Origin of the sequence: Peteryoungia rhizophila (genome assembly GCF_004912145.1) — a bacterium.
Lineage (GTDB): Bacteria > Pseudomonadota > Alphaproteobacteria > Rhizobiales > Rhizobiaceae > Allorhizobium > Allorhizobium rhizophilum.
In genome coordinates, this window is sequence record NZ_STGT01000002.1 from 557,873 (window position 1) to 581,870 (window position 23,998).

A 23,998-nucleotide genomic window follows, 5' to 3' on the forward strand; every position below is an offset into this window, starting at 1 on the left:
ACCTGATGGGCCGTGGCAGCCCGTCCGAAGCGATGGGCGGCTTATAAGGCGAGGCTCCGATCAAAGTCAAGCGCGGTTTGGCCAAAAACAGTGTGGCTTTCCACCGGCTTGAGCTAAGACCTTGCACGCGCCCCGAAAGCTAGGCCTCAGGCCGCGACAGGGCTTGCTAGAAGCGCCTTCAGCGAGGCTTCCGCTGTCCCTGAGCGTTCCGAGCGCTCGATGAAGCCGCCGCCATAGACGCGGGCGTCGGCGCCGGTTGCCGAATAGAGCACGCAGGCCTGGCCTGGGGCGACGCCGGCTTCGCCGATTTCGAGATCGACATAGACGCCGCGGTCGTCGGCATGCAGCACGGCCGGGGTCGGTGGGCGGGTGGAGCGGACCTTGGCGAAGCAGGCGAGGCCGTCTGCCGCATCTTCCGCCAATGTCCGGTCGCCGATCCAGTTGATATCACGCAGATAGACGCGGTGGGTTTCCAGCGCTTCCTTCGGGCCGACGATCACGCGGCGCGAGCGGGCGTCGAGATAGATGACATAGAGCGGTTCGCCGGTGGCGACGCCCAGACCCTTCCGCTGGCCGATCGTGTAATGCAGGATGCCTTCGTGGTTGCCCAGCACGCGGCCGTCGAGATGCACGATGTCACCGGCCAGCGCTGCATTCGGCTTCAGCTTGTTGATGACGTCGGCATATTTGCCCTGCGGCACGAAACAGATGTCCTGGCTGTCGGCCTTCTGGGCGACGACGAGGCCCATGTCTTCAGCAAGCTTGCGAGTTTCCGCCTTCGACATGGCGCCGAGCGGGAAGCGCAGATAGTCGATCTGCTCCTGGGTCGTGGCAAAGAGGAAGTAGCTCTGGTCGCGCTCGCTATCGATCGGGCGGAAGAGGGCCCGGTGGCCGGGATCGTTCGGGAGCGGCACCGACTTCGAGCGGATGTAATGGCCGGTCGCCAGCGCATCGGCGCCGAGTTCCTTTGCGGTTGCCAGGAGATCGGCGAACTTGACCGTCTGGTTGCAGGCCACGCAGGGGATCGGCGTTTCGCCGGCGACATAGCTTTCCATGAACGGGTTGATCACGGTGTCGCGGAAACGCTGTTCGTAGTCGAGCACGTAATGGGGGATGCCGAGCGTTTCGCAGACGCGGCGGGCATCGTCGATATCCTGGCCGGCGCAGCAGGAGCCGGCGCGGTGGACGGCGGCGCCATGATCGTAAAGCTGCAGCGTGATGCCGAGGACGTCATAACCCTCGCGCTTCAGGATGCCGGCGACGACGGAGGAATCCACGCCGCCCGACATGGCGACGACAACGCGCGTATCTTCCGGTCTCTTGTCAAAATCCAGCGTGTTCACGGGCTTCGTCTCTGTGCTTCATGCGACCGTATCATGTCCCCCGCTTTAGGGGGGCTGGCCAAGCGTTGCGGGGCTTTTCACCCACGGCGGCTGCCGGTCTGATTGTTGACGGATATAGAAAGGATTGCTTGTTCATGCAAGAGCAGCGATTCGCGGGGTGTCCCGCAGGGGAGACGACTATGCCTGTCCAGATGACCGTCACGCCGGAGAGCTTTCCGATATCAGGCAGCTTCACGATTTCGCGCGGGTCGAAGACCGAGGCGAAGGTGGTCACCGTGCGGCTGATGGATGGCGGGCATGTGGGCCAAGGCGAATGTGTGCCCTATGCGCGCTACGGCGAGACGGTGGAGAGTGTCGTCGAGGAGCTCAAGGCGCTCGTGCCTGAGGTGGCAGCGGGGCTGGATCGCAAGGGGTTGCAGAGCCGGCTGAAGCCGGGGGCAGCGCGCAATGCGCTGGACTGCGCTTTCTGGGATCTGGAGGCCAAGCGGGCGGGTCTCCCGGTCTGGCAACTTCTCGAGTTACAAGAGCCGAAGCCGCTGTCGGTGACCTATACGCTTTCGCTCGGCACGTCTGACAGCATGCAGGCGGCGGCGGAGAAAGAGGCCTCGCGGCCGCTGCTGAAGGTCAAGCTCGGCGGTGAGGGGGATGTCGAGCGCATCCGGGCTGTCAGGGCTGGGGCGCCGAACGCCGCTATCATCGTCGATGCCAATGAAGGCTGGAGCCTCGAGCAGTACAAGGCGTTGGCGCCTGTCTTTCTCGATCTCGGGGTGAAGCTGGTCGAGCAGCCATTCCCGGCCGGTTCTGATGATGCCCTTCTCGGCCTCGATCGTGTCCTGCCCGTCTGTGCCGACGAGAGCTGTCATGACACGGCGTCGCTGGCGAGCCTCAAGGGCAAGTATGATGCCGTCAACATCAAGCTCGACAAGACGGGTGGGCTGACGGAAGCGCTGCTCATGCGCGATGCGGCGGTTGAGGCCGGCTTCGAGATCATGGTCGGCTGCATGGTCGGCACATCGCTCGCCATGGCGCCGGCTTTTCTGATCGGGCAGGGGGCGGCGTTCGTGGATCTCGACGGGCCGCTGCTTCTGGCGCGGGACCGGGAGCCTGCGATTGCCTATGACGGCGCGATCATGCCCCTGCCGCCGCGTGGGTTGTGGGGGTAGAATTCTCAGCCGGTTTTTTGTCCAACAAAGACCCCCTCTGGCCTGCCGACCATCTCCCCCACAAGGGGGGAGAGGAGTTGCGGCAAGCGCTCGGTTCCTTCATCAAAGGGTGCGGCTTCGTTAAGCCCTCCCCCTTGTGGGGAGGGTTTGGGAGGGGACTTTCTTTTTAAGGAAACCCATAGGCCTCAGGCCTTCGCCATCCAGATCATGTGCTTCTTGCCGCGACCGGTTTTCCCGGCGCGGACAGGAATCTCTTCCACGCCATAGCCGCAGTCCTTCAAGCGGCGCGTGAAGTAGGGATCTGGACCCTGTGACCAGACGCCGAGAACGCCGCCGCGGGTTAGCGCTGCCTTGGATTTGCGCAAGCCGTCATGGGAATAGAGGCTGTCGTTCGCTTCGCGTGTGAGGCCGTCGGGGCCGTTATCGACGTCGAGGAGGATGGCATCGAATTGGCTCTTGGACTTGGCAATCAGGGCGCCGACATCGCCGACGTGAATAACCACCCTCGGGTCGTCGAGGCTGCCGGCATAGATCTCTGCCATGGGTCCGCGTGCCCAATCGACGACGGCGGGTACGAGTTCGGCGACGGTCACCTTCGCATCTTGAGGCAAGACGGCGAGGGCTGCGCGCAGCGTAAAGCCCATGCCGAGACCGCCGATCAGGATGTGCGGGCGCTTGTGGGTGGCGATCCGCTCGAAGGCGAGGGTGGCGAGTGCTTCCTCGGAGCCGCTGAGGCGGCTGTTCATCAGCTCGTTGGTGCCGAGCATGATGGAGAATTCTGATCCTCGGCTCTTCAGGCGCAATTCGCCGCCGCCGGGTATCTGTGCCGTGTCGAGCTGGATCCAGGGGAGCATGGGGCAGTTCCTGCGTGTTGGTGTCGGCTGCCCCGTATCACGACGGGCCGTGCGGCTTCAACTCTGCTAGCCATCTGTCGTCCGTACCGAAGCCGCTCGATTGCCCCTTGCGGTTCCCATCGGCCGATGCGCATCTTCAGCGTCGAACACGCCGTGTCCGCCACGCCATACTGCAGGAGAATGCCGATGCCCGCCCCGAAAAACACCTTCAAGGCCGCCCTGCGCGAGACGGACGACATGCTTGTCGGTCTTTGGGTGGCGCTGGCGAGCCCGCATGTCGCGGAAGTCTGCGCCGGAGCGGGCTTCGACTGGATCCTGATCGACGGCGAGCATGGGCCGAACGACATTCCGCTGATCGCGGCCCAGCTCGCGGCGGTCGCGCGTCACCCGGCACATCCCGTCGTGCGTCTGCCGGTCGGCGAGAGCTGGCTGATCAAGCAGGCGCTGGATATCGGCGCGCAGACGGTGATGATCCCGATGGTCGAGACGAAGGAAGAGGCCGAGAGGCTGGCGAAAGCATTCCGCTATCCGCCAGAGGGTGTCAGAGGCATGGGGGCGAGCCTCGGGCGCGCCTCGGATTTCGGCCGTATCAGCGACTATGCCGAAACCGCCAATGCCGAGGTCTGCCTGATCGCGCAGATCGAGAGCCGGCTCGGCGTCGAGAATGCCGATGCGATCATCGCGACGCAGGGCGTCGATGCGATCCTCATCGGTCCCGCCGATCTCGCAGCCGATATTGGGCATCGTGGCAACCCCACGCATCCTGACGTCATGCAGGCGGTCGAAACCGTGATCGGCAAGGGTGTTGCTGCCGGCAAGCCTGTCGGCATCATGTCCGGCGATCCGGCCATGCTCAGCATGGCGCGCAAGGCCGGCATTCGCTTCTTCGCCTCGTCGACCGATGTCAGCCTGCTGTCCGCTGCGGCCACCAGTCTCGCAGCTGCAATGCGTGGCTGATCCTGTTTCCCCTCGACATATTCATGGATCGTCAATGAAGCTCACACTTGCAGAAGCCGAGGCGCTGGTCGTCGACGCCCTTGGCCGTTCCGGCGTCAACGAGGCCAACGCCGGCTCCGTCGCCCGCGCGCTGGTTGCCGCCGAAGCCGCCGGGCAAGGTGGTCATGGCTTGCGCCGGGTCGAGGCCTACAGCGCCCAGGCGCGGGCCGGCAAGGTCGATGGCTTGGCCAAGCCACAGGCGTCGCGACCAAGGCCGGGCGTGCTGAGCATCGATGCGATGAACGGCTATGCCTATCCGGCGCTCGATCTCGCGGTCGAGACGTTGCCCGCCATTGCGCGCGAACAAGGCATCGCGATCGCCACCATCCATCGCTCGCATCATGCCGGTGTCATGGGGCTGACCGTCGCTCGCTTTGCCGAGCAGGGACTGGCGGCGATGATGTTTGCCAATGCGCCGGCCTCGATGGCGCCCTGGGGCGGCAACAAAGCGCTTTACGGCACGAACCCCATCGCCTTTGCCGTGCCGATCGAGAATGGAGATCCCATCATCGTCGATCTGGCGCTCTCCAAGGTGGCGCGTGGCATGATCATGGCGGCGCGGCAGAAGGGTGAGGCCATCCCCGATGATTGGGCCTTCGATGCCGATGGCCAGCCGACGACGGATGCGAACCTTGCGATGGATGGCTTCATGGCACCGCTCGGCGGGGCAAAAGGAGGAGCACTCGCGATGATGGTCGAGATCCTCTCGGCGGGTCTGATCGGTGCGAACTATGCCTTCGAGGCCTCTTCGCTGTTCGACGACAAGGGGCCGCCGGTGGCCCTCGGCCAGACGATCATCGCCATCGATCCGTTGGCAACCGGCGGCACAGGTGTCTTCTCGCGCCTCGCCCTGCTTGCCGAAGAGATCGGTGCGCAGGAAGGCGCGCGCATTCCGGGACGGCGCGGGCAGGGACTGGCTCGTACCGCCGAAACCGACGGCATCATGATCGACGACGAGGTCGTTGCGGCCATTCGGGCTATCGTCTGATCGAGAACGAAGACGTTTTTGCTATTCGAACTCCGCCCGGTTGATGCCGTGGCGCTGAAGCTTGTCGTAGAAAGTCTTGCGGGGAATGCCGAGCGTCTCGATCGTCGAGCGCACGTCGCCCTTCGTCGACCGCAATGCCTCGCGGATCAGTTCGGCCTCGTGGCGTTCCATCTGTTCGGGAAGTGTGAGCCCGCCGCATCCCTGTTGCGAGTTCGGTTTCGGCGGTGGCGTGATGCCGAGCACGACCCGTTCGGCAAAATGCGAGAGTTCGCGCACATTGCCCGGCCAGTCGTGGTTTTCGAGATTCCGGTGCACATCGCCTGTCATGGCGGGTATGTCGCGGCGGAAACGTTCGGCGGCGCGGGCGGCGAAGTGGGCGAATAGCAACGGGATATCGGCCCGGCGCTCGCGAAGCGGCGGGATGGAGATCGTCACGACATTCAGTCGGTAATAGAGGTCCTCGCGAAACTCGCCGCGCTCGGCCGGATTGCCGAGCTCGACTTTGGCGGCGGCGACGACGCGCAGGTCCACGGGCCTCACCTCGTTGGTGCCGAGCGGGCTCACTTCGCGCATTTCCAGAACACGCAGCATCTTCACCTGGGTAGAGAGCGGCATGCTCTCGATCTCGTCGAGAAACAGCGTGCCGCCGCTCGCATGCTCGATGCGGCCGACGCGCTTCTTCTGGGCGCCGGTAAAGGCGCCGGGCTCGTGGCCGAAGAGTTCGCTCTCGATAACGGTCTCCGGCAAGGCGCCGCAATTGAGCGCGACGAAGTTCCCGCGTGCGCGACGGCTCCAGCGATGCAAGAGCGTGGCCACCACTTCCTTGCCGCTGCCGGTCTCGCCGGCGATGAGCACATCGACATCGGTATCGGCGATCTGATGCAGTGTCTGGCGCAGATGCTCCATGGCCGGCGTCTGGCCGATGAGCGGCATGTCGTCGGGTATCGTTGTGGCTGCCTCGCGCAGGCGGCGGTTTTCGAGGACCAGCCGGCGTTTCTCGGTGGCGCGGGCGACGCTCTGGACTAGACGGTCGGCGGGGAAGGGTTTTGCGATGAAATCGTAGGCACCGTCCTGGAGGGCCCTGACCGCCATGTCGACATCGCCATGGCCGGTGATCAGCAGGACGGGGAGATCCGGGTCGAGGCTCTGGATACGGGCGAAGAGCTCGAGCCCGTCCATGCCGGCCATGCGGATGTCGGTGACAACCACGGCCTCGCACTCACTCGAAATTTGCGTGAGTGCCTGGGCAGCCGCGCCGAAATCGCGCACCGCGTAGCCGGCGAGTTCCAGCGTCTGGCGCGTGGCGCGGCGCAGGCCCGCGTCGTCATCAACGAGAATGATCTCGATGCTCATGCCAAAGCCCTCTTGAGAGTGATGGTGAAGTTGGTGCCGTTCTTGCTCGTATCCACGGAAAGCCGGCCTCCATACTCGGTGACGATGTCGCGGGCGATCACGAGGCCGAGGCCCAGGCCTCCCTCCTTGGAGGTGGTGAAGGGGATGAAGAGGTTGTCCCTGACGTGATCCGGCAGGCCGTGACCGGTGTCGCTGACCGAGAGGTCGACTTCGTCGTCGGTCAGACGGGAAAGTCCGATGGTGATGGCGGCATTCGCTTTGTCATCAATGGCTTCGAGCGCGTTTTGCAGTAAGTTGATCAGCACCTGTTCAAGACGGATACGCTGGCTGAGAACAGCGATGTCTGAGGGGATGTCGCCAATAGCAAGCCGGTCAAAGCTGCCGGCGAAACGGCTCTTCAACAGGAACAGTGCGCCGTCGATCGCGGCCTTGAGATCGACAGGCTCGGCGGCCTGGCGACCCTTGCGGGCAAGGCCCTTCAGCTCTCCGGTGATCGCGCCGATGCGGTCGGTGAGCTCGGCGATCAGGCCAAGGTTTTCCTTCGCCGTCTCGCCGTTGCCGCGATCGAGGAAGGCCTTCGCATTGTCGGCATAGGCGCGGATGGTGGCGACGGGCTGGTTGATCTCGTGCGCCACGCCGGCTGCGACCTGACCAAGGATCGCCAGGCGATTCGCCTGGACGAGATCCTGCTGCACGCCCTGCAGGCGGCTGCCGGTCGCCCGGTGTTCGGTGATTTCGGCTTGCAGGCGGTCGCGCGCTTCGGTCAGTTCGACGGTGCGGAGCGTGACCTGCCGCTCCAGTTCGGCCTGGGCGGCTTTCGCTTCGGCCTCGCGACGGGCGGCGCGGCCGAAGCGGTGGAGCAGCAGGCCGGCTGCCGCGAGCAGGGGCAGGGCGATGGCTAGGAATGCTAGCCGATCCTGCAGGATGCCGGCATCCATGGCGGGGGCGGCGGGCGTGAGAATGTGCAGCGTCCACGGCGTGCCCGGCAGAGGCAGCGCCTCGGCGAAATGCGGCTGGCGCGGGACCGTGCCGGATGTGTCTGTCGCCACCATCGTGTGGCCTGCGAGATCTTCCAGCGACCAGATGGGAATGGGCAAAAGCGGCGCTTCGCCGAACTGCAGGCTCTCCCGGATCGCGATGCGCTCCTCCTGGGGGATGTCCGTCACGGTCAGGAAGCGCCATTCGGGACGGCTGGTGATCAGCACTATGCCTTTGGGATCTGTCACATAGGTGATGCGGCCGGAGCGCTGCCAGTTCTGCTCGAGTGCCTCGAACTCAACCTTGACGACCACCACGCCCAGCGCGCGTCCGGTCTCGTCTTCGACGCGGCGGGACAGGTAGAGCCCGGGCCTGCGGCTGACATTGCCCAGCGCATAATGTTCGGCGGTGCCTCGTGTCAGGGCGCCGGTGAAATACTCCCGGAAGGCGTAGTTGCTGCCGACGAAGCTGTCCGCCTGGCGAAAGTTGCTCGCCGCTATGGCGGTGCCGTCGAAGTTCACGACGTAGATCACCGAGGCGCCTGTGCCGGGGATGAGAGCCTCAAGCTTTTCGTTGAGCTGAGTGATGGCGCCCGGCGAGGGTGTCTCGAGCGCTTCCGCAAGGTCCGCGTCGCTTGCCAGCACCAGCGGCAAGGTGCGCGACCGGTCGAGGGCGGTCAGCAGCAGCGCCTGCTTCAAGGCGGCATCGGAGCCCGCATCCTCCACCAGGGCGTCGAGTGCCGAGGCCTGTCCACGCTCGCCGGCATAGAAGAGGCCGGCAACCAGCACGGTGATCGCAAAGGCCGCGTAGGCGAGCCAGAGAATGCGTCCGTTGCGGCGGGGTTTCAGCATGGGTGGATGGCCTCGGTCGGGTCGGCGATTGTGCGTTAAATCGCACTATAACACAAAGCTGCTGTGCGGAAAATCGCACTGGTTCGTGTGGTGAATCAAGTGTGCTCGACGAGAGAGCCTTGGAGATTCAATGGTTTGAACGACTCTTCTCGAACTGGCACGCGCCTTGCTGACCTTTTTTCCAAGCGGCCGCGCCGCTCCCCATTCAGATCAGCAACCGCCCGGGAGGCCGGAACTCGTTCCGTCAGGGCGATCATGGAGGAAAGCATGCATATCGATACCGCAGGGCACGCGCCCGAGGGCCGGCAGCCCTTCTACAAGCATCTCTATGTCCAGGTTCTGGCGGCAATCATTGCCGGTATTCTGCTCGGCCATTTCTATCCCGAGATCGGCGCGCAGTTGAAGCCGCTGGGCGATGCCTTCATCAAGCTCGTCAAGATGATCATCGCGCCGGTGATCTTCCTGACGGTCGCCACCGGCATTGCCGGCATGAGCGACATGAAGAAGGTCGGCCGCGTCGCTGGCAAGGCGATGCTCTATTTCTTCACCTTCTCGACCCTGGCACTTATCGTCGGCCTCGTCGTTGCCAATGTCGTGCAGCCGGGTGCGGGCATGCATATTGATCCGGCGACGCTCGATGCAGCGGCCGTGGCGACCTACACCGAAAAGGCGCATGACTCGTCGATCGTGGGCTTCCTGATGAACATTATCCCGACGACGATCGTCGGGGCCTTTGCAGACGGCGACATCCTGCAGGTGCTGTTCTTCTCGATCCTGTTCGGCATCTCGCTGGCGCTGGTCGGCGAGCGCGGCAAGCCGGTCACCGATTTCCTGCAGGCGGTCATCGCGCCCGTCTTCAAGCTCGTCGCCATCCTGATGAAGGCAGCACCCATCGGTGCCTTTGGTGCCATGGCGTTCACGATCGGCAAATACGGCATCGGCTCGGTCACCAACCTTGCTATGCTGATCGGCACCTTCTACCTCACGTCCTTCCTGTTCGTGGCGGTCATCCTCGGTGCCGTCTGCCGTTACAACGGCTTCTCGATCCTGGCCCTCATCCGCTACATTAAGGAAGAGCTGCTGCTGGTTCTCGGCACGTCGTCTTCGGAAGCAGCCCTTCCGGGCCTGATGAACAAGATGGAAAAGGCTGGCTGCAAGCGTTCGGTCGTCGGCCTGGTCATCCCGACCGGCTATTCCTTCAATCTCGACGGCACGAATATCTACATGACGCTGGCAGCACTCTTCATCGCCCAGGCGACCGATATCCAGCTGCCGCTCGGCGACCAGATCCTGCTGCTCGCCGTTGCCATGCTGAGCTCGAAGGGGGCGGCCGGGATCACCGGTGCGGGCTTCATCACGCTGGCTGCGACCCTTTCGGTCGTGCCCTCGGTGCCGGTTGCCGGCATGGCGCTGATCCTCGGCATCGACCGCTTCATGTCGGAATGCCGGGCGCTCACCAACTTCATCGGCAATGCTGTCGCAACTGTGGTCGTCGCACGCTGGGAAGGTGAACTTGACCAGACACTTTTCCATGCCGCCCTCGGTGGCAAGGTTCTCGAAGAGGACGACATCCAGCCGGAACTGCAGCCGGCGGAGTAATACTTCCGCGCCGACCCAAGACGGCGATCGGAACTGAAGCGCGGCCCGGCATTTGTCGGGCCGCGCTTTTTGTTTCTGGTCACTCGGCGGCGATGATGTGGAATTCCTGAGGTGTTCCCGGATTCTGGGCCTTGCTCATCAGATAGATGAGACAGCTCGTTCTCAAAAGGGATGCAAAGTTCGAGACAGAGCCGTTGATCTGCAGGGCTTCGTCGTAGAGCGTCGACAGAAAGCGGGATGTCGAGAAATTCTGGCTGGCTGCGATCTCGTCGATCAGCACCCAGAAGGCGGCTTCGAGCTGAATGCTGGTGGAATGACCACCGATACGGACGGAGCGGTTGACCGCGCGATAGCGGCCTGGATCCTGTCCTGCGAAGACTTCACACATGGCATGCTCCTCCCTGATTTTAAGTTTTTTCGGTCTGCAGTCTTTTGAGGCATTATGTTGCGCGCCGCTGCTCTGGTCAATTTCCGTCTTTTCTAAACTGCCTCGCCCGGGTGCGAAGAATGGACACATCCGTCGGCGAAAAAAATCGGCTGCGGTAATGGGCTGCTACCAGCCTTCCGGCAAATCGCGACATCCTCTCTCCATGACATCTGTCAGCATGCGAGGAGCAGCCCATTGGCGAAAATGATCCATTCGATGATCCGCGTCCTGGAGGAGCAGCGCTCGCTCTCCTTCTACACCGAGGCCTTCGGGCTGGAGATCGCGGAACGTCTCGATTTCGAAACCTTCACCCTGATCTATCTCAGCAATTCGGAGAGCGAATTCGAGCTGGAGCTGACGGTCAACAAGGGCCGTGAAGAGGCTTACGACCTTGGCAATGGCTATGGCCATCTGGCGTTCAGCGTTTCGGATCTCGACGCCGAGCACAAGCGGCTGACCGATCTCGGCTTGAACCCGAACAAGATCGTCGAATTCAACCGGGATGGAGCTCTGCTCGCTCGCTTCTTCTTCATCACCGATCCCGATGGCTACAAGATCGAGGTCCTGCAGCGGCACGGACGGTACAAATGATCGGGAGGCCGGGGAAGAGGAGTTCCCGGCCTTTCCTGTTTCGCAGACGGTCGGCGCGATCATCGCGCCTGCCTGGGGTGGCGGCCAAAGCCGTCGCACTTCATCTCATGGGAGGAGAATGACGTGGTTACGATACTCGACAAGACCGGGGGCATGTCCCGTCGCCAGCTTCTGAAGACCGGTGCGGCGAGTGCCGTGCTGATGGTCACCGGGACTGCGGTGATCTGTCCCGACCAGGCCTGGGGCCTGGAGGCGACTGCTCTGAAGCCGGACACGCTCGCGACGCTCATCAAGATGGCGCGCGACATCTACCCGCATGACCAGGTCGCCGAGCGCTTCTATGCGGCAGCCGTCAAGGGTCAGGACACGATGGCGGGCAAGGATGACAAGCACAAGGCGCTGATCGAGGACGGCATCGCCGATCTCGACAAGCGCGCCGGTGCCGGCGGTTATCGTGGCCTCGGCTGGGAGGACGATCGCGTGGCGATCCTGCGCGACATCGAGACGACCCCCTTCTTCCAGGCGGTGCGCGGCGACCTCGTGGTCAGCCTCTATAACCAGAAGGAGATCTGGCCGATCTTCGGCTACGAGGGCGAGTCCTATTCCAAGGGCGGCTATATCGAGCGCGGGTTCGACGACATTACCTGGCTCTGAGCTACCCCAGACACGCATTCATCGTCGCCGGAAGGAGGCCCATCGCGGATGGGAACGGCGGCGCTTACCCAAATTGACCGATTTCCCGGGAGGAAAACATGGCAGCGCCCTATGATCTCAACGACGACAGCGTGGTCGTCATCATCGGTTCCGGTGCAGGCGGCGGCACCCTTGCCAACGAGCTTGCCCAGAAGGGCATCGACGTGGTCGTGCTCGAAGCCGGCGCCCGTATCGAATACGAGGACTTCATCAATGACGAATGGGAGAGCTTTTCCCAGCTCGCCTGGCTCGACAACCGCACGACCGGTGGCGGCTGGAGAGTGTCGAAGGACTTCCCCAATCTGCCGGCCTGGATCGTCAAAGCCGTCGGGGGCACAACCACCCACTGGGCGGGTGCCTCGCTGCGCATCCAGGAGCACGAGTTCAAGACGCTCACCCACTACGGAAAGGTCGAGGGCGCCAACCTTCTCGACTGGCCGATCACGCTGGCCGATCTCGAGCCCTATTACGCCAAGGCCGAGGACAAGATGGGCGTGACCCGCACCAACGGGATCGAGGGCCTGCCGGGCAACAACAACTTCAAGATCCTGAAGGCCGGTGCCGACAAGCTCGGGTACAAGGACTGTCACACCGGCAATATGGCGATCAACTCGGCCGATCGCGATGATCGCATGAGCTGTCAGCAGACCGGCTTCTGTTTCCAGGGCTGCAAATGGGGCGCCAAATGGTCGACGCTCTATACCGAGATCCCCAAAGGCGAGGCGACGGGCAAGCTCGAAGTCAGGCCGAACGCGCATGTCGTCAAGATCGAGCATGATGACACGGGCAAGGTGACCGCCGTCGTCTATGCAGACAAGGATGGCAATCTGCAGAGCCAGAAGGCCCGCATCATCTGCGTTGCCGGCAATTCGATCGAAAGCCCGCGCCTGCTGCTCAACTCGGCCTCGTCCAAGTTCCCCGACGGTCTCGCCAATTCCTCCGGCCAGGTCGGCAAGAACTACATGCGCCACACGACCGGCTCGGTCTATGCGGTCTTCGAAAAGCCGGTGCATTTCTACCGTGGCACGACCATGGCCGGCATCATCCGCGACGAGGCACGGCACGATCCGGCACGCGGCTTTGTCGGCGGCTATGAGCTGGAGACGCTGGCGCTCGGCATTCCGTTCATGGCGGCCTTCCTCGATCCGGGTGGCTGGGGCCGGTCGTTTGCCTCCGCCATGGACCAGTATGCCAATATGGCGGGCCTCTGGATCGTCGGCGAGGACATGCCGCAGGAGCAGAATGCGGTGAAACTGCATGGCGAACTGAAGGACAAATATGGCATGCCGATCCCGGATGTCTGGTTCACCGACCATCCGAACGACGAGGCCATGCGCAACCATGCCTACCAACAGGGCGTGGCGATCTATGAGGCGGTCGGGGCAACCCGTGCCTTCCCGACGCCGCCTTACCCGTCGACCCACAATCTCGGCACCAACCGCATGAGCGAAAAGGCGCAGGACGGCGTGGTCAACAAATGGGGCCAGACACACGACATCAGCAACCTCTTCGTCTCCGATGGCAGCCAGTTCACCACCGGAGCGGCCGAAAATCCGACCCTGACGATCGTCTCTCTTGCGATCCGCCAGGCGGATTACATCGCCGAGCAGATGGGCCAAGGTACCATCTGAGCGGCAAGACTACCTCCCTCTTGCGGGCAGCGATCGCGACGAGCGGTCCTGCCCGCTTTTTCGTGGGAAGAAAAGGCTCAATGGGTACGGGCGGCTACCAGCGCGCGGGCTTTTTCGCGCGCCTTGTCCCTGGTGCGAGCGACGGCCTGACGGATGCGGGCGGTTCGGCCATTGTCATTGTCGGCGACCGTCATCGCATTGCCACGCCATTCGAAACCGCTGCCGAACCAGGCGGTGACGAAGAGAGCCGGCAGCAGGAGGTCGCGGATCAGCATGGCCGGCAGGATGCGCCAGCCGCTTGGCCAACCATAGGCCCGCGCAAGCATGAGTTCACCGGCATACCAGGCGGCGAGGTAAACGAATGGAGCGGCAAGCGGCAGCGTTCCTGTCGCGGCGAGCGTGATCATGGCCGCCATGGGCAGGGCGGCGCCGGTGAAGATTTCGGGCAGGAAATAGAGCGGGAAGGAAGCGCGGCGCAGGCGGGCCCAGCGCAACTGGCGCTTCCAGACGGCGGCGATGTCGCGCTCTCCGAGCGGCTGCGGGAAGGGCTCGTGCACAAGCCGGACGTTGAGGCCGGCACTGCGGATCAGGATCGTCGCGGCGGCATCCTCGGCCACTTCTTCACCGAGCCGTTCGAAACCGCCGAGATGCGTGATCAGCTGGCGGCTGAACAGCATCGACTTGCCTTGAGCGAAGCCGAAGCCCGCAGCATCGGCAAAAAGCTGCCAGCGGGCCTGGAAACTGTCGAGCCAGGCGCTTTCGAGATGGGCGCCGAAATTCTCGGGCTCGGTGCCGGCCGGTGGCGAGCAGACGAGGCCCGTCTCGCCATCCCAGCGCGCCATCATTCGATCAATCGTGTCTGACGGCATCAGGACATTGCTGTCGGTCATGACGATCCAGTCGTGGCGGGCGGAGCGCCAGCCCTTGACCACGTTGTTCATTTTCGGATTGGCGCTGAACAGGTCTTCGCCGACCAGCAGGCGCGCTGCGATATGCGGGTGCTCGGCCATCAGGCGGCGGACAAGCGCTGCTGCGGGATCATCCGCCTTCGCGACACAAAAGAGAATTTCGTAAGCTGGCCAGTCGAGCTTGAAGGACGAGGCGAGGCAGCGCTCGAGATTGTTTTCCAGGCCGCAGATCGGGCGGATGAGGGTGACCGGTGGGCGGGGTGCCGGATGGCTTTCGCGCTTCCGGTGACGCTGTTTGACGGCGATGACGAAGGCAATGCTTGCTAGCTGGGCGAAAAGCGCGAGCGCGGCGAACCAGATCAAAAGTGTCATGGCGAGTCTCCGGAATTTCAGCTTCGGATAACACCGCTGTGTGACAGTTCGGCGAAGCCCGGTCCGGCCCGGAACGACGCGGGCTTCAGTCCTTCGATCGCAGCGCCTGCAGCAGCTTGAAACCGAGGATGGCGGCAACGGCGCCGGTCGCCAGGAAGCCGCTGATGCTGCCACTGATTTCTGCGATTTCGGTGACGCTTTCGCTGAAGGTCGCGCCGAGGCCCGTATAGAGCCCGACCCAGACCATTTCTCCGAGAATGCCGGAAAGTGTGAAGCGCATCCAGGAGAAGCCGGAGGCGCCGGCCATCAGGTTGAGATAGGGGCCGAGCGGCGAGAGTAGCCAACGCGTGAGAAAGACGGCGACATTGCCGCGCTCGTCCATTTCATGCTGCGCCCGTTCTATCGCCTTGCGGCGCGCCGGATTGCGAGCGACGACCGGAACCAGCCGCCTGCCTGCTGTCCAGCCGAGCATGTAGCCCAGTTGATCGCCGATCACGGCCGAGGCGAGGGCGACCGCCATCACGATCCAGAGGGTGAAGTCGCCGGCGGCGGCGAGCGCACCCATCAGCATCATGACGATCGAGGCAGGCAGCGGCGCGCCGAGGCAACTTACGCAGACGACAATGCCGAGCAGAGGCAGTCCATAGGACGGCAGCGACGCGAGCAGCGTCTCGGTCAGGGTCATTTCGGCGGACCCAGCCGGCGGAGCTCTGCAAGGGAGGACTCGATCTCCGCCTTGAACTCTTCGAAGTCCTGGCCACGTTCTTCGGCAAGCCGTTCCAGCGACGGGCGTGGACCGTCCTTGGGCGGGGGCGGAAGGTCGAGGTCGCGGGCGAGCTTCTCTACGGGCACGTGCCAGGAGTGGGCGACGTATCCGATGGTCATCCAGGGCTCCGGCGGAAGGTCCTGACGTGCCGGATCGGCCCAATAGGCGACGAAGAAGATCGTCCGCCCGGCGAAAAAGATGGCGAGGGCCATGGCCAGCAAGAAGGCCGAGGTGAGGATACGGTGGCGGCGCCACAGTCTGAGGAAAGGCTTCACGGTTCTCTTGTGCGCTCCGGTCGACTGAAGGTTGACAGACCCGGTTACGGGTCCTCTATCGTCGCCTCCATCTAAGCGAGAACGAGGTGCGGCGGCAATGGCGGAAGCGGAGGTCAGGCTCGGGGACAGCTGGAAGGCAGTGCTGGGTGAGGAATTCAGCCGTCCGTACATGCACGACCTCAAGGCCTTTCTGCAGCGGGAAAAGGCTGACGGAAAGCACATCTTCCCAAAAGGTGCGGAGTATTTTCGGGCGCTCGATCTCACGCCGCTCGATAATGTCAGGGTGGTTATCCTCGGGCAAGATCCCTATCACGGCGCGGGCCAGGCGCATGGGCTATGTTTCAGCGTGCAGCCGGGCGTGCGCATCCCGCCGTCTCTCGTCAACATCTACAAGGAGATGCAGAGCGATCTTAGCATCCCGCCGGCGCGTCATGGTTTCCTCGAGCACTGGGCCCGCCAGGGTGTACTCCTGCTCAACAGCGTGTTGACGGTGGAAGAAGCGCGTGCGGCCTCGCATCAGGGGAAGGGCTGGGAGCAATTCACCGATGCGGTGATCCGGGCGGTGAACGAGGACTGCGAACATGTCGTCTTCCTGCTCTGGGGATCCTATGCGCAGAAGAAGGCGGCCTTTGTCGACCGGTCGCGGCATCTCGTGCTGAAGGCACCGCATCCTTCGCCGCTTTCCGCGCATAACGGCTTCTTTGGCTGCCGCCATTTCTCTCAGGCCAACGATTATCTGGTGGCGCAGGGCAGAAACGCGATTGATTGGCAATTGCCCGCAACGCCGTGATGGCATGCCGTGAAATCTCTTTCATGGTCTTCTTAAGTAGCGATCCGTCACTCTACCGTCGCGGCAAAATACAGCCTGACGTTTATTGTCTCTTTTTCTCACCCAATGCAGATTGCGCCACGATCTTTCCATTCGTGCCGTAGGTCTAAGCTTCATGCATCCCCCATTTCCGGTTTCGCCTGTCTGGCGACGGCCCGTTTCGCCGATTGCCTGCCGGTTCAGCGAAGGCGATGTCGATCTGGTCGTTGTCGGTGCCGGCTATCAGGGGCTTTCGACCGCGCTGCATGCCGCACGCTTGGGTCTCTCCGTCCAGGTCATCGAGGCTGGCGAAATTGGCGCGGGCGCGTCCGGGGTCAATGGCGGGCAGGTCATTCCCGGCCTGAAACAGGACCCGGAGACACTGATCTCCCTGTTCGGTGAAGAAGCGGGGAAGAGGCTCATCCGATTTGCCGCCAAGACTGCCGACGTCGTCTATGGCCTGATTGGGCGCGAAGAGCTGGATGTAGAGCACGTTCGCTCCGGCTGGATCCAGGCGGCCCACACCGAGGCCGCACTTGAGGCAGCCGGACAGCGCAATCGCCAATGGCGGGCGCAGGGCGCCGACGTCGCGCTGCTCAATCAGGCGGAAATCGCGCTGTTGACCGGTGCCGAGGGCTATCGCGGCGGTTTCCTCGATCGGCGTGCGGGTGTCGTCAATCCGCTCGCGCTGGTGCATGAGTTGGCGAGGATTGCGACAGAGGCGGGCGCCGGTCTCGTCACTGAGGATCCGGTGACGTCGCTCGTCCGTGACGGGACGTCGTGGCGGGTCGGAACCAAGAGCGGTCGCTTCGTTCGGGGTCGAAAAGTGCTGCTCGCCACCAATGCCTATTCCGGGCCGCTCCTGCCGAAGCTTGCCCAAAGCCTCGTCTGGCTGCATTCCTTTCAGATCGCCACCGAGCCGCTGCCGGCGGAGTTCGACATCATCCTGGCCAGTGGTCAGGCGGTGTCGGATCGTCGGCGGATCCTCGTCTATTATCGCCGCACTCCGGATGGTCGTCTGGTGCTCGGCGGTCGCGGACCGATGCGCCCGCCGCGCTCGACAGAGGACTGGGCGCATCTGGAGCGGGCGCTGCATCGGCTCTATCCGATGCTGTCGGGCATTCCTATATCCCATCGCTGGTTCGGACGCGTCGCGATGACGTCGGATCATCTTCCGCATCTGCACGAACCGCAGCCAGGCCTGCTCATGGCGGCCGGCTGTCAAGGGCGGGGCATCGGGCTCATGGTCTCGCTCGGCGAACCGATCGCGCAATATGTCGCGACTGGCGACCCCGGCGTCCTGCCCCTGCCGATCTCGCCGCTTCGCGGCATTCCCCTGCATCCGTTCCGGCGCATTGGGATCGCCGCCCATGTCGCATGGTACCGGTTGCTCGATGGCGTGGAACGCTGATCTGCCCAATCTGGTTGGGGATTGGCATTGCGCGCCGTGTTGCATGCTTGCCGTAATCGATCCCGTGACGAATAGTTCGAAACCGCCAATTCCTTCCGCCATGGAGTCCACATGTCCAAGCATCTGAAGTTCTTCATAGACGGCGCTTGGGTGCATCCCATTGTCCCGGCTTCCCTCGATGTCACGGATCCCTCGACCGAAGAGCCGTTCACGACAATTTCCGTCGGGGCCAAGGCTGATGTGGACCTGGCGGTTGCGGCTGCCAAGTCGGCCTTTGCCAGCTTTTCGTTGACCGACAGGGCCGAGCGGCTGGCGCTGCTCGAGCGCATCCTCGAGGTCTACAACGAGCGCTTCGAGGACATTGCTCAGGCGGTGAGCCGCGAAATGGGAGCGCCGCTTTCCTTCGCCCGCGACGCGCAGGCCTGGGCTGGACGGGCGCATCTCGAAGCGACGATCGCGGCCTTCAAGATCTTCGAATTTACCGAGCAGCGCGGCACGACCCGGATCGTCAGGGAGCCTATCGGTGTCTGTGCGCTCATCACGCCGTGGAACTGGCCTCTGAACCAGATCGTCTGCAAGGTCGCACCGGCGATTGCGGCAGGCTGTACCGTGGTGCTGAAGCCGTCGGAGATCGCACCGATCTCCGGCCTGATCTTCGCCGAGGTGATGGAAGCCGCCGGCACGCCTGCTGGCGTCTTCAACCTCGTCAACGGCCGCGGCCCGGAGGTCGGTCAGGTGATGGCGGGCCATCCCGATGTCGACATGGTCTCCTTCACTGGATCGACCCGCGCCGGCATCATCGTCGCCAAGACGGCGGCCGATACGGTCAAGCGCGTGGCGCAGGAGTTGGGTGGCAAGTCGGCCAACATCATCCTGCCGGATGCCGATCTGGTCACGGCAGTCAGCAAGGGCGTGGAGGGGTGTTTCGGCAATTCCGGCCAGTCCTGCGATGCGCCGACCCGCATGCTGGTTCCGGCCGATCGGCATGACGAGGCCTTGCAGATCGCAAGGCAGGCCGCTGAGAAACACAAGGTCGGCGACCCGCAGGCGGAGGACACCGTGCTCGGACCTGTCGTGAGCGACATCCAGTACAACAAGATCCAGCGGCTGATCGAAACGGGGATCGAGGAGGGCGCGCTGCTCGTGAGCGGTGGACCGGGGCGACCCGACGGGCTCAATCGCGGCTATTATGTTCGCCCGACCGTTTTCGGCCATGTGACGCCTGACATGACCATTGCTCGGGAAGAGATCTTCGGGCCGGTCCTGTCGATCATGCCCTATGATACGGAAGAACAGGCGATCGAGATCGCCAACGACACCGTCTATGGTCTCGCGGCCTATGTGCAGTCTGAAGACATCGAACATGCGCGGCGGGTTGCCGCCCGCATGCGGGCGGGCTCGGTTTATCTCAACTATCCCGACTGGGACACGGCCGCCCCGTTTGGCGGCTACAAGCAATCCGGCAATGGTCGCGAATATGCCGACTGGGCGATACACGACTTCCTCGAAATCAAGGGTATCGTCGGCTGGGGTGAATGATCAGGGCCAGGTGCGCACTTCTCGGCAAGGTCGCGCGGCGGGGCCAGTTTTCCGGGAGGGGAATTCTTCTCGGATCAGCAAGTCCTAACCTGCCACTTGAAGTAAAGCGTGCAGTCCAATCTGCACGCCTGCCTCAATTTTGTCTATTTTTCCAATCGCTTGCAGTTGAGGCCTAAAAGGCTCGCGTGGAACAATTTCCCGTGATGCTCGTTCTTTCCGTCAATGGCAGACAACGGAAAGGATGAAGACATGAAGACGAAGATCATTGCTCTTGGAGCCGTCGTACTTGGTGCCCTCGCCACGCCTGTGCTGGCGCAGGAAGGTACTGTCACGGGTGCAGCGGGTGGTGCCGTCACGGGTGCCATCGTCGGTGGTCCTGTGGGTGCTGCCGTGGGTGGTGTTGTTGGCGCCATCGCCGGTACGGCTGTCGCTCCGCCGCCGCAGACGGTCGTCACCTATGTTCAGCAACAGCCTGTACCGGCTCAGCCGGTCGTGATCGAGCGCCAGGTGGTCGTCGGTGAACCTCTTCCGCAGGAAGTCGTCCTGACCACGATTCCCGAAGATCCGACCTACGCCTATGCGGTGGTCAACAATCAGCGCGTCATCGTTGATCCGCAGACTTACGTGGTTGTCGGCGTGGTTCAGTAATTTACGCCTACGCATTCCAGAAACAGAAACTCGCAGCCAGCCGCATGGCGGTTGGCTTCCCATCAGGAGGAAATACCATGGATCAACGTCCAGATCCCCGCATCGACCAGCGCCCGAATGTCACCCCGAATGTCACTCAGCAGACCACTTCGAGTGGCGCGACCTGGGGCATAGCGGTGCTGCTGATCGTCGTGATCGCTGCCGGCGCCTTCTTCGTCTTCGGCGGTGGTGCCGATACCGATACGGCAACGACCCCGGCCACGGAAACAACGACCCCGGCAGAACCGGCGACCCCGCCTGCTGCTCCGGCAACGCCGCCGGCAACTGATTCCGCCCCGGCCGCTCCGGCGACACCGCCCGCCGCTGATCCGGCCCCGGCCACTCCGCCGGCTGACCCGGCTCCGGCCGCCCCGGCCCCGGCGACCCCGCCGACGACCACGCCTTAATCATCAAAGGCATTCAATGCGAGGCCAGCTCCCAAGGGGGCTGGCCTTTTTCGTTCGACTGCGCTTTCTTTCTGTTGTTGCGGGGCATCGACAAGGGGCGAGAATGATAAACGAAGGGATGGCGGCTGACGGGGCAGGGGCTCCTCGTCTGGTGGTCGATCCGTCGCATTATGCGGTGATCTATGCCGTCGGTGACGTGCATGGTTGCCTTGAACCTCTGCTTGGACTTGAAGAGCGCATCAGCGAAGACGCCGCAAGTATCGAGGGGCGCAAGCTGATCGTCATGCTGGGCGACTATGTCGACCGCGGGCCTAAGTCGGCTGCCGTTCTCTATCACCTGACAGCCGCGCCACCTGCCGGGTTCGATCGTGTCTGCCTGCGCGGCAATCATGACGACGCGTTCCTCGCCTTTATCGATGGTGATCCCGCCGGCGACTGGGTTCTGGATCACGGCGCGGTCGAAACCTTCCGCTCCTATGGTGTGGAGCTGGACGAGCATGCTCTGCGCGGTGCCAGCCACCCGTTGCGCGAGACGGTTCGGGCGGCGGTCCCGCAAAGCCATGTGGATTTTCTTCGGAGCCTGCCGGTGCTGCTCACCGTCGGAAGCGATGTCTTTGCCCATGCCGGCATTCGCCCGGGACGCCCGCTTCCCGAACAGACCGACGACGATCTCATGTGGATCCGTCGGTCGTTTCTCGATCTCGGGCCTGGCCTTCCCTTGCGCGTGTTTCACGGTCACACGGCGATGAAGGAGCCTTATGTCGGGCCGGATCGGGTCAGCCTGGACACCCATTGCTATCGCACCGGAAAGCTGACGGCGGCCCGTGTTCGGAACGGCAAAGTGACGATCCTGTCAGTCGGCTGATCCCGCCTAAATAAAGATCTAGACGGTCAGGCTGTCGGCTTTTCGCTCGCGGGCTTGCCCCATTCGGCGATCGCGATGCCACCGAGAACCAGTGCCAGCGCTACCATGTGGAAGACTTCCAAGGTTTCTCCGAGGATCGTCACCGAGAGCAGCGTCCCGAAGACCGGGACGAGGTTGATGAACAGGCCGGCCCGGTTTGCACCGATGCCCTCCACGCCCTTGATGTAGAGAATCTGCGAGATCAACGAGGGGAAGAGCCCGGCATAGAGAATGATCAGCCAGCCACGCGTGTCGGGCAGAATGAGCTCGCCGCGCCCGGCTTCCCACCAGAGCAGCGGAAGGCAGGTGATGGCGGCGGCGAGTGCCGGCACGGCCATCAGGCTCTTCCAATGCACCGGCGGCTTCCAGCGAAGCGAGACGGTGTAGATCGCATAGGAAATGCCGGCGAAGAGCATCAGCAGGTCGCCGTAGTTCAGGGTCAGCGTCAGCAGCGTCTGCAGGTCGCCATGCGAGGCGGTCACGGCGGCCCCGATGAAGCTGATCATGAAACCTAGTATCTGGATCGCGGAGACCGGGATACGGAAGAGCAGGAAGTTGATGACGAAGATCAGAACCGGGATCGCGCCCTGTTCGATGGCACCGTTGACCGCGCTCGTATACTTCAGCGCCGTGTAGAGAAACCCGTTGAAGGCAGCATAGCCGACCGCGCCGTAGAAGATCAAAAGCTTCCAGTTGGCTTTGAGGACATCCCAATCCTTGCGGATCTGCGGGATCGCGATCGAGGCGATGACGAGAGTGGCCAGCGCCCAACGCCCGAAGCTCAGCACCATCGGGCTCACATGGCCGAGCGCCAGCTTGCCGGCGATGGTGTTACCGCCCCAGAGCAGCGTAGTGATGACGAGAAAGGTATAGGCGCGAATGGGCAAAGCTTACTCTTCCCTGCAGGCATGCGCCGATTGCCGAACCCTTGTCCCCCCGGTCCGGCATGGCGTGAATTGCCTCCGAAATAGGCGAGAGGCTGTGCTTTGTCACGCAAAAAGCCAAATCGGCCGTCAAGACGGGTCGATTTCCCAAAAACAACACAGTATAGATGCGCGGGTTTGGGTAGGGCGCAGACACTGCGCGATATACAGGATTATGTGATGACGAATGTCGTGGTGATTGGTTCGCAATGGGGTGACGAGGGCAAGGGCAAGATTGTCGACTGGCTCTCGGAACGTGCGGACATTGTGGTTCGCTTCCAGGGCGGACACAATGCCGGCCATACGCTCGTCATCGACGGCGTTTCCTACAAGTTGTCGCTGCTTCCGTCGGGCGTCGTGCGCCCCGGCAAGAAGGCTGTCATCGGCAATGGCGTCGTCGTCGATCCGCATGCGCTGATCGCGGAAATCGGCCGTCTGAAGGAGCAGGGCGTCGAAGTGACGCCAGACAACTTGCGCATCGCCGAAAACGCGACACTGATTCTCTCGCTGCACCGCGAACTCGACGGCATGCGCGAAGACGCGGCCTCCAACAGCGGCACCAAGATCGGCACGACCCGTCGCGGCATTGGTCCCGCCTATGAAGACAAGGTCGGCCGTCGCGCGATCCGCGTCATGGATCTCGCCGACCTCGATGCGCTGGAAGGCAAGGTCGAGCGCATCCTGACCCACCACAATGCGCTGCGTCGCGGCTTTGGCGTGGCCGAGATCGAGCACAAGACGATCATGGATGAGCTGACCTCGATCGCCGACCGCGTCCTACCCTTCATGGATTCGGTCTGGGTGCTGCTCGACAAGGAGCGCCGCAAGGGCTCGCGCATCCTGTTCGAAGGTGCTCAAGGGTCCCTGCTCGATATCGACCACGGCACCTATCCCTTCGTCACCTCCTCGAACACGGTCGCCGGCCAGGCCGCTGCCGGTTCCGGCATGGGCCCGGGTTCGCTTGGCTATATCCTCGGGATCACCAAGGCCTACACGACCCGCGTCGGCGAAGGTCCGTTCCCGACCGAGCTGCATGACGAGATCGGCCAGTTCCTCGGCGAGAAGGGCCATGAGTTCGGCACCGTCACGGGCCGGAAGCGTCGTTGCGGCTGGTTTGACGCAGCCCTCGTACGCCAGTCGGTGGCGACCAATGGAATCACCGGCATTGCTTTGACCAAACTCGACGTCCTCGACGGTCTGGAAGAGCTAAAGATCTGCGTCGGTTACAAACTGGATGGTCAGGAAATCGACTACCTTCCGGCAGCGCAGGCCGCTCAGGCGCGAGTCGAGCCGATCTACATCACGTTGGAAGGCTGGAAGGAATCGACCGTTGGCGCCCGCAAATGGGCGGATTTGCCGGCTCAGGCGATCAAATATGTCCGTCAGGTGGAGGAACTGATCGGTGCGCCGGTGGCACTCCTGTCGACAAGTCCCGAACGCGACGACACGATACTTGTGACGGACCCCTTCGAGGACTAATCTAGGATTTTAATGAAGTTTTGCCGGCGCGGCGGGCCGGCTTTCAAGAGAA

At 63.0% G+C, this 23,998-nt stretch carries 23 protein-coding genes; 14 read left to right on the plus strand and 9 right to left on the minus strand.

Annotated features, from left to right (window positions below; translation table 11 throughout):
• Positions 1-146: 146 nt before the first annotated feature.
• Positions 147-1,343, minus strand: a complete 1,197-nt coding sequence (mnmA, locus tag E9677_RS08570; RefSeq protein ID WP_136557677.1) for a tRNA 2-thiouridine(34) synthase MnmA — start codon at positions 1,341-1,343, stop codon at positions 147-149.
• Positions 1,344-1,522: 179 nt separating this feature from the next.
• Between mnmA and dgcA the strand changes: the two genes are divergently transcribed.
• Positions 1,523-2,506 (plus strand): N-acetyl-D-Glu racemase DgcA, encoded by a 984-nt coding sequence (gene dgcA, locus E9677_RS08575; protein ID WP_136557678.1) that lies wholly within the window; start codon positions 1,523-1,525, stop codon positions 2,504-2,506.
• A 185-nt stretch (positions 2,507-2,691) separates the two neighbouring features.
• Here dgcA and E9677_RS08580 read toward each other — a convergent pair whose 3' ends face one another.
• The gene (locus E9677_RS08580) at positions 2,692-3,360 is read right to left on the minus strand and encodes a spermidine synthase (RefSeq protein ID WP_136557679.1); all 669 of its coding nucleotides are present in this window, start codon (positions 3,358-3,360) and stop codon (positions 2,692-2,694) included.
• 186 nt (positions 3,361-3,546) lie between these two features.
• On the opposite strand from E9677_RS08580, the gene E9677_RS08585 reads away from it, so the two are divergent.
• Complete coding sequence (locus E9677_RS08585) at positions 3,547-4,317, plus strand: HpcH/HpaI aldolase family protein (RefSeq protein ID WP_136557680.1); 771 nt, start codon at positions 3,547-3,549, stop codon at positions 4,315-4,317.
• A gap of 34 nt (positions 4,318-4,351) precedes the next feature.
• Entirely contained in the window at positions 4,352-5,344 is a 993-nt protein-coding gene (locus tag E9677_RS08590) for an Ldh family oxidoreductase (protein WP_136557681.1), read from the plus strand.
• 21 nt (positions 5,345-5,365) lie between these two features.
• Here the strand turns inward: E9677_RS08590 and E9677_RS08595 are convergent, their stop codons facing one another.
• Both E9677_RS08595 and E9677_RS08600 read right to left on the minus strand, forming a co-directional pair.
• Complete coding sequence (locus E9677_RS08595) at positions 5,366-6,697, minus strand: sigma-54-dependent transcriptional regulator (protein WP_136557682.1); 1,332 nt, start codon at positions 6,695-6,697, stop codon at positions 5,366-5,368.
• Positions 6,694-8,526, minus strand: coding sequence for a sensor histidine kinase (locus tag E9677_RS08600; protein ID WP_136557683.1), 1,833 nt, complete (start codon positions 8,524-8,526; stop codon positions 6,694-6,696). The genes E9677_RS08595 and E9677_RS08600 overlap by 4 nt, the downstream gene beginning before the upstream one ends.
• A gap of 267 nt (positions 8,527-8,793) precedes the next feature.
• On the opposite strand from E9677_RS08600, the gene E9677_RS08605 reads away from it, so the two are divergent.
• Positions 8,794-10,125 carry a dicarboxylate/amino acid:cation symporter gene (locus tag E9677_RS08605; protein ID WP_136557684.1) on the plus strand — a complete coding sequence of 444 codons (1,332 nt, stop codon included), beginning with the start codon at positions 8,794-8,796 and terminating at the stop codon, positions 10,123-10,125.
• Positions 10,126-10,204: 79 nt separating this feature from the next.
• On the opposite strand, the gene E9677_RS08610 is transcribed toward E9677_RS08605, so the two are convergent.
• Positions 10,205-10,513: a ribbon-helix-helix domain-containing protein gene (locus tag E9677_RS08610; protein WP_136557685.1), complete on the minus strand. Its 309-nt coding sequence runs from the start codon at positions 10,511-10,513 to the stop codon at positions 10,205-10,207.
• A 234-nt stretch (positions 10,514-10,747) separates the two neighbouring features.
• On the opposite strand from E9677_RS08610, the gene E9677_RS08615 reads away from it, so the two are divergent.
• From E9677_RS08615 to E9677_RS08625, 3 genes are all read left to right on the plus strand, one after another.
• Positions 10,748-11,143, plus strand: a complete 396-nt coding sequence (locus E9677_RS08615; protein WP_136557686.1) for a VOC family protein — start codon at positions 10,748-10,750, stop codon at positions 11,141-11,143.
• Between the two features lie 123 nt (positions 11,144-11,266).
• Entirely contained in the window at positions 11,267-11,797 is a 531-nt protein-coding gene (locus tag E9677_RS08620) for a twin-arginine translocation signal domain-containing protein (RefSeq protein WP_136557687.1), read from the plus strand.
• Between the two features lie 98 nt (positions 11,798-11,895).
• Positions 11,896-13,467 (plus strand): GMC family oxidoreductase, encoded by a 1,572-nt coding sequence (locus E9677_RS08625; RefSeq protein ID WP_136557688.1) that lies wholly within the window; start codon positions 11,896-11,898, stop codon positions 13,465-13,467.
• 77 nt (positions 13,468-13,544) lie between these two features.
• Here E9677_RS08625 and E9677_RS08630 read toward each other — a convergent pair whose 3' ends face one another.
• From E9677_RS08630 to E9677_RS08640, 3 genes are all read right to left on the minus strand, one after another.
• Complete coding sequence (locus E9677_RS08630) at positions 13,545-14,747, minus strand: ceramide glucosyltransferase (protein ID WP_136557689.1); 1,203 nt, start codon at positions 14,745-14,747, stop codon at positions 13,545-13,547.
• A gap of 85 nt (positions 14,748-14,832) precedes the next feature.
• The gene (locus E9677_RS08635) at positions 14,833-15,432 is read right to left on the minus strand and encodes a DedA family protein (RefSeq protein WP_136557690.1); all 600 of its coding nucleotides are present in this window, start codon (positions 15,430-15,432) and stop codon (positions 14,833-14,835) included.
• Positions 15,429-15,788, minus strand: a complete 360-nt coding sequence (locus E9677_RS08640) for a hypothetical protein (protein ID WP_136557691.1) — start codon at positions 15,786-15,788, stop codon at positions 15,429-15,431. Before E9677_RS08640 ends, E9677_RS08635 begins: the two co-directional genes overlap by 4 nt.
• Positions 15,789-15,885: 97 nt before the next feature.
• Here E9677_RS08640 and ung point away from each other — a divergent pair, with 97 nt between their 5' ends.
• The 6 genes from ung (at position 15,886) to E9677_RS08670 (ending at position 21,505) form a co-directional block, all read left to right on the plus strand.
• A complete protein-coding gene (gene ung, locus E9677_RS08645; RefSeq protein WP_136557692.1) occupies positions 15,886-16,578 on the plus strand; it encodes a uracil-DNA glycosylase in 693 nt (230 codons plus the stop codon).
• Positions 16,579-16,732: 154 nt separating this feature from the next.
• The gene (locus tag E9677_RS08650) at positions 16,733-18,007 is read left to right on the plus strand and encodes an NAD(P)/FAD-dependent oxidoreductase (RefSeq protein ID WP_136557693.1); all 1,275 of its coding nucleotides are present in this window, start codon (positions 16,733-16,735) and stop codon (positions 18,005-18,007) included.
• 111 nt (positions 18,008-18,118) lie between these two features.
• Entirely contained in the window at positions 18,119-19,546 is a 1,428-nt protein-coding gene (locus tag E9677_RS08655; RefSeq protein WP_136557694.1) for an aldehyde dehydrogenase family protein, read from the plus strand.
• Positions 19,547-19,795: 249 nt separating this feature from the next.
• Positions 19,796-20,194 carry a DUF1236 domain-containing protein gene (locus tag E9677_RS08660; RefSeq protein ID WP_136557695.1) on the plus strand — a complete coding sequence of 133 codons (399 nt, stop codon included), beginning with the start codon at positions 19,796-19,798 and terminating at the stop codon, positions 20,192-20,194.
• Positions 20,195-20,271: 77 nt separating this feature from the next.
• Positions 20,272-20,640, plus strand: coding sequence for a hypothetical protein (locus E9677_RS08665; protein WP_136557696.1), 369 nt, complete (start codon positions 20,272-20,274; stop codon positions 20,638-20,640).
• Positions 20,641-20,743: 103 nt separating this feature from the next.
• Positions 20,744-21,505 (plus strand): metallophosphoesterase family protein, encoded by a 762-nt coding sequence (locus tag E9677_RS08670; protein ID WP_235882891.1) that lies wholly within the window; start codon positions 20,744-20,746, stop codon positions 21,503-21,505.
• A gap of 26 nt (positions 21,506-21,531) precedes the next feature.
• On the opposite strand, the gene E9677_RS08675 is transcribed toward E9677_RS08670, so the two are convergent.
• On the minus strand, positions 21,532-22,431 hold the full coding sequence (locus E9677_RS08675; protein ID WP_136557697.1) for a DMT family transporter: 900 nt from the start codon (positions 22,429-22,431) through the stop codon (positions 21,532-21,534).
• A 216-nt stretch (positions 22,432-22,647) separates the two neighbouring features.
• On the opposite strand from E9677_RS08675, the gene E9677_RS08680 reads away from it, so the two are divergent.
• The gene (locus E9677_RS08680) at positions 22,648-23,946 is read left to right on the plus strand and encodes an adenylosuccinate synthase (protein WP_136557698.1); all 1,299 of its coding nucleotides are present in this window, start codon (positions 22,648-22,650) and stop codon (positions 23,944-23,946) included.
• Positions 23,947-23,998 lie beyond the last annotated feature (52 nt).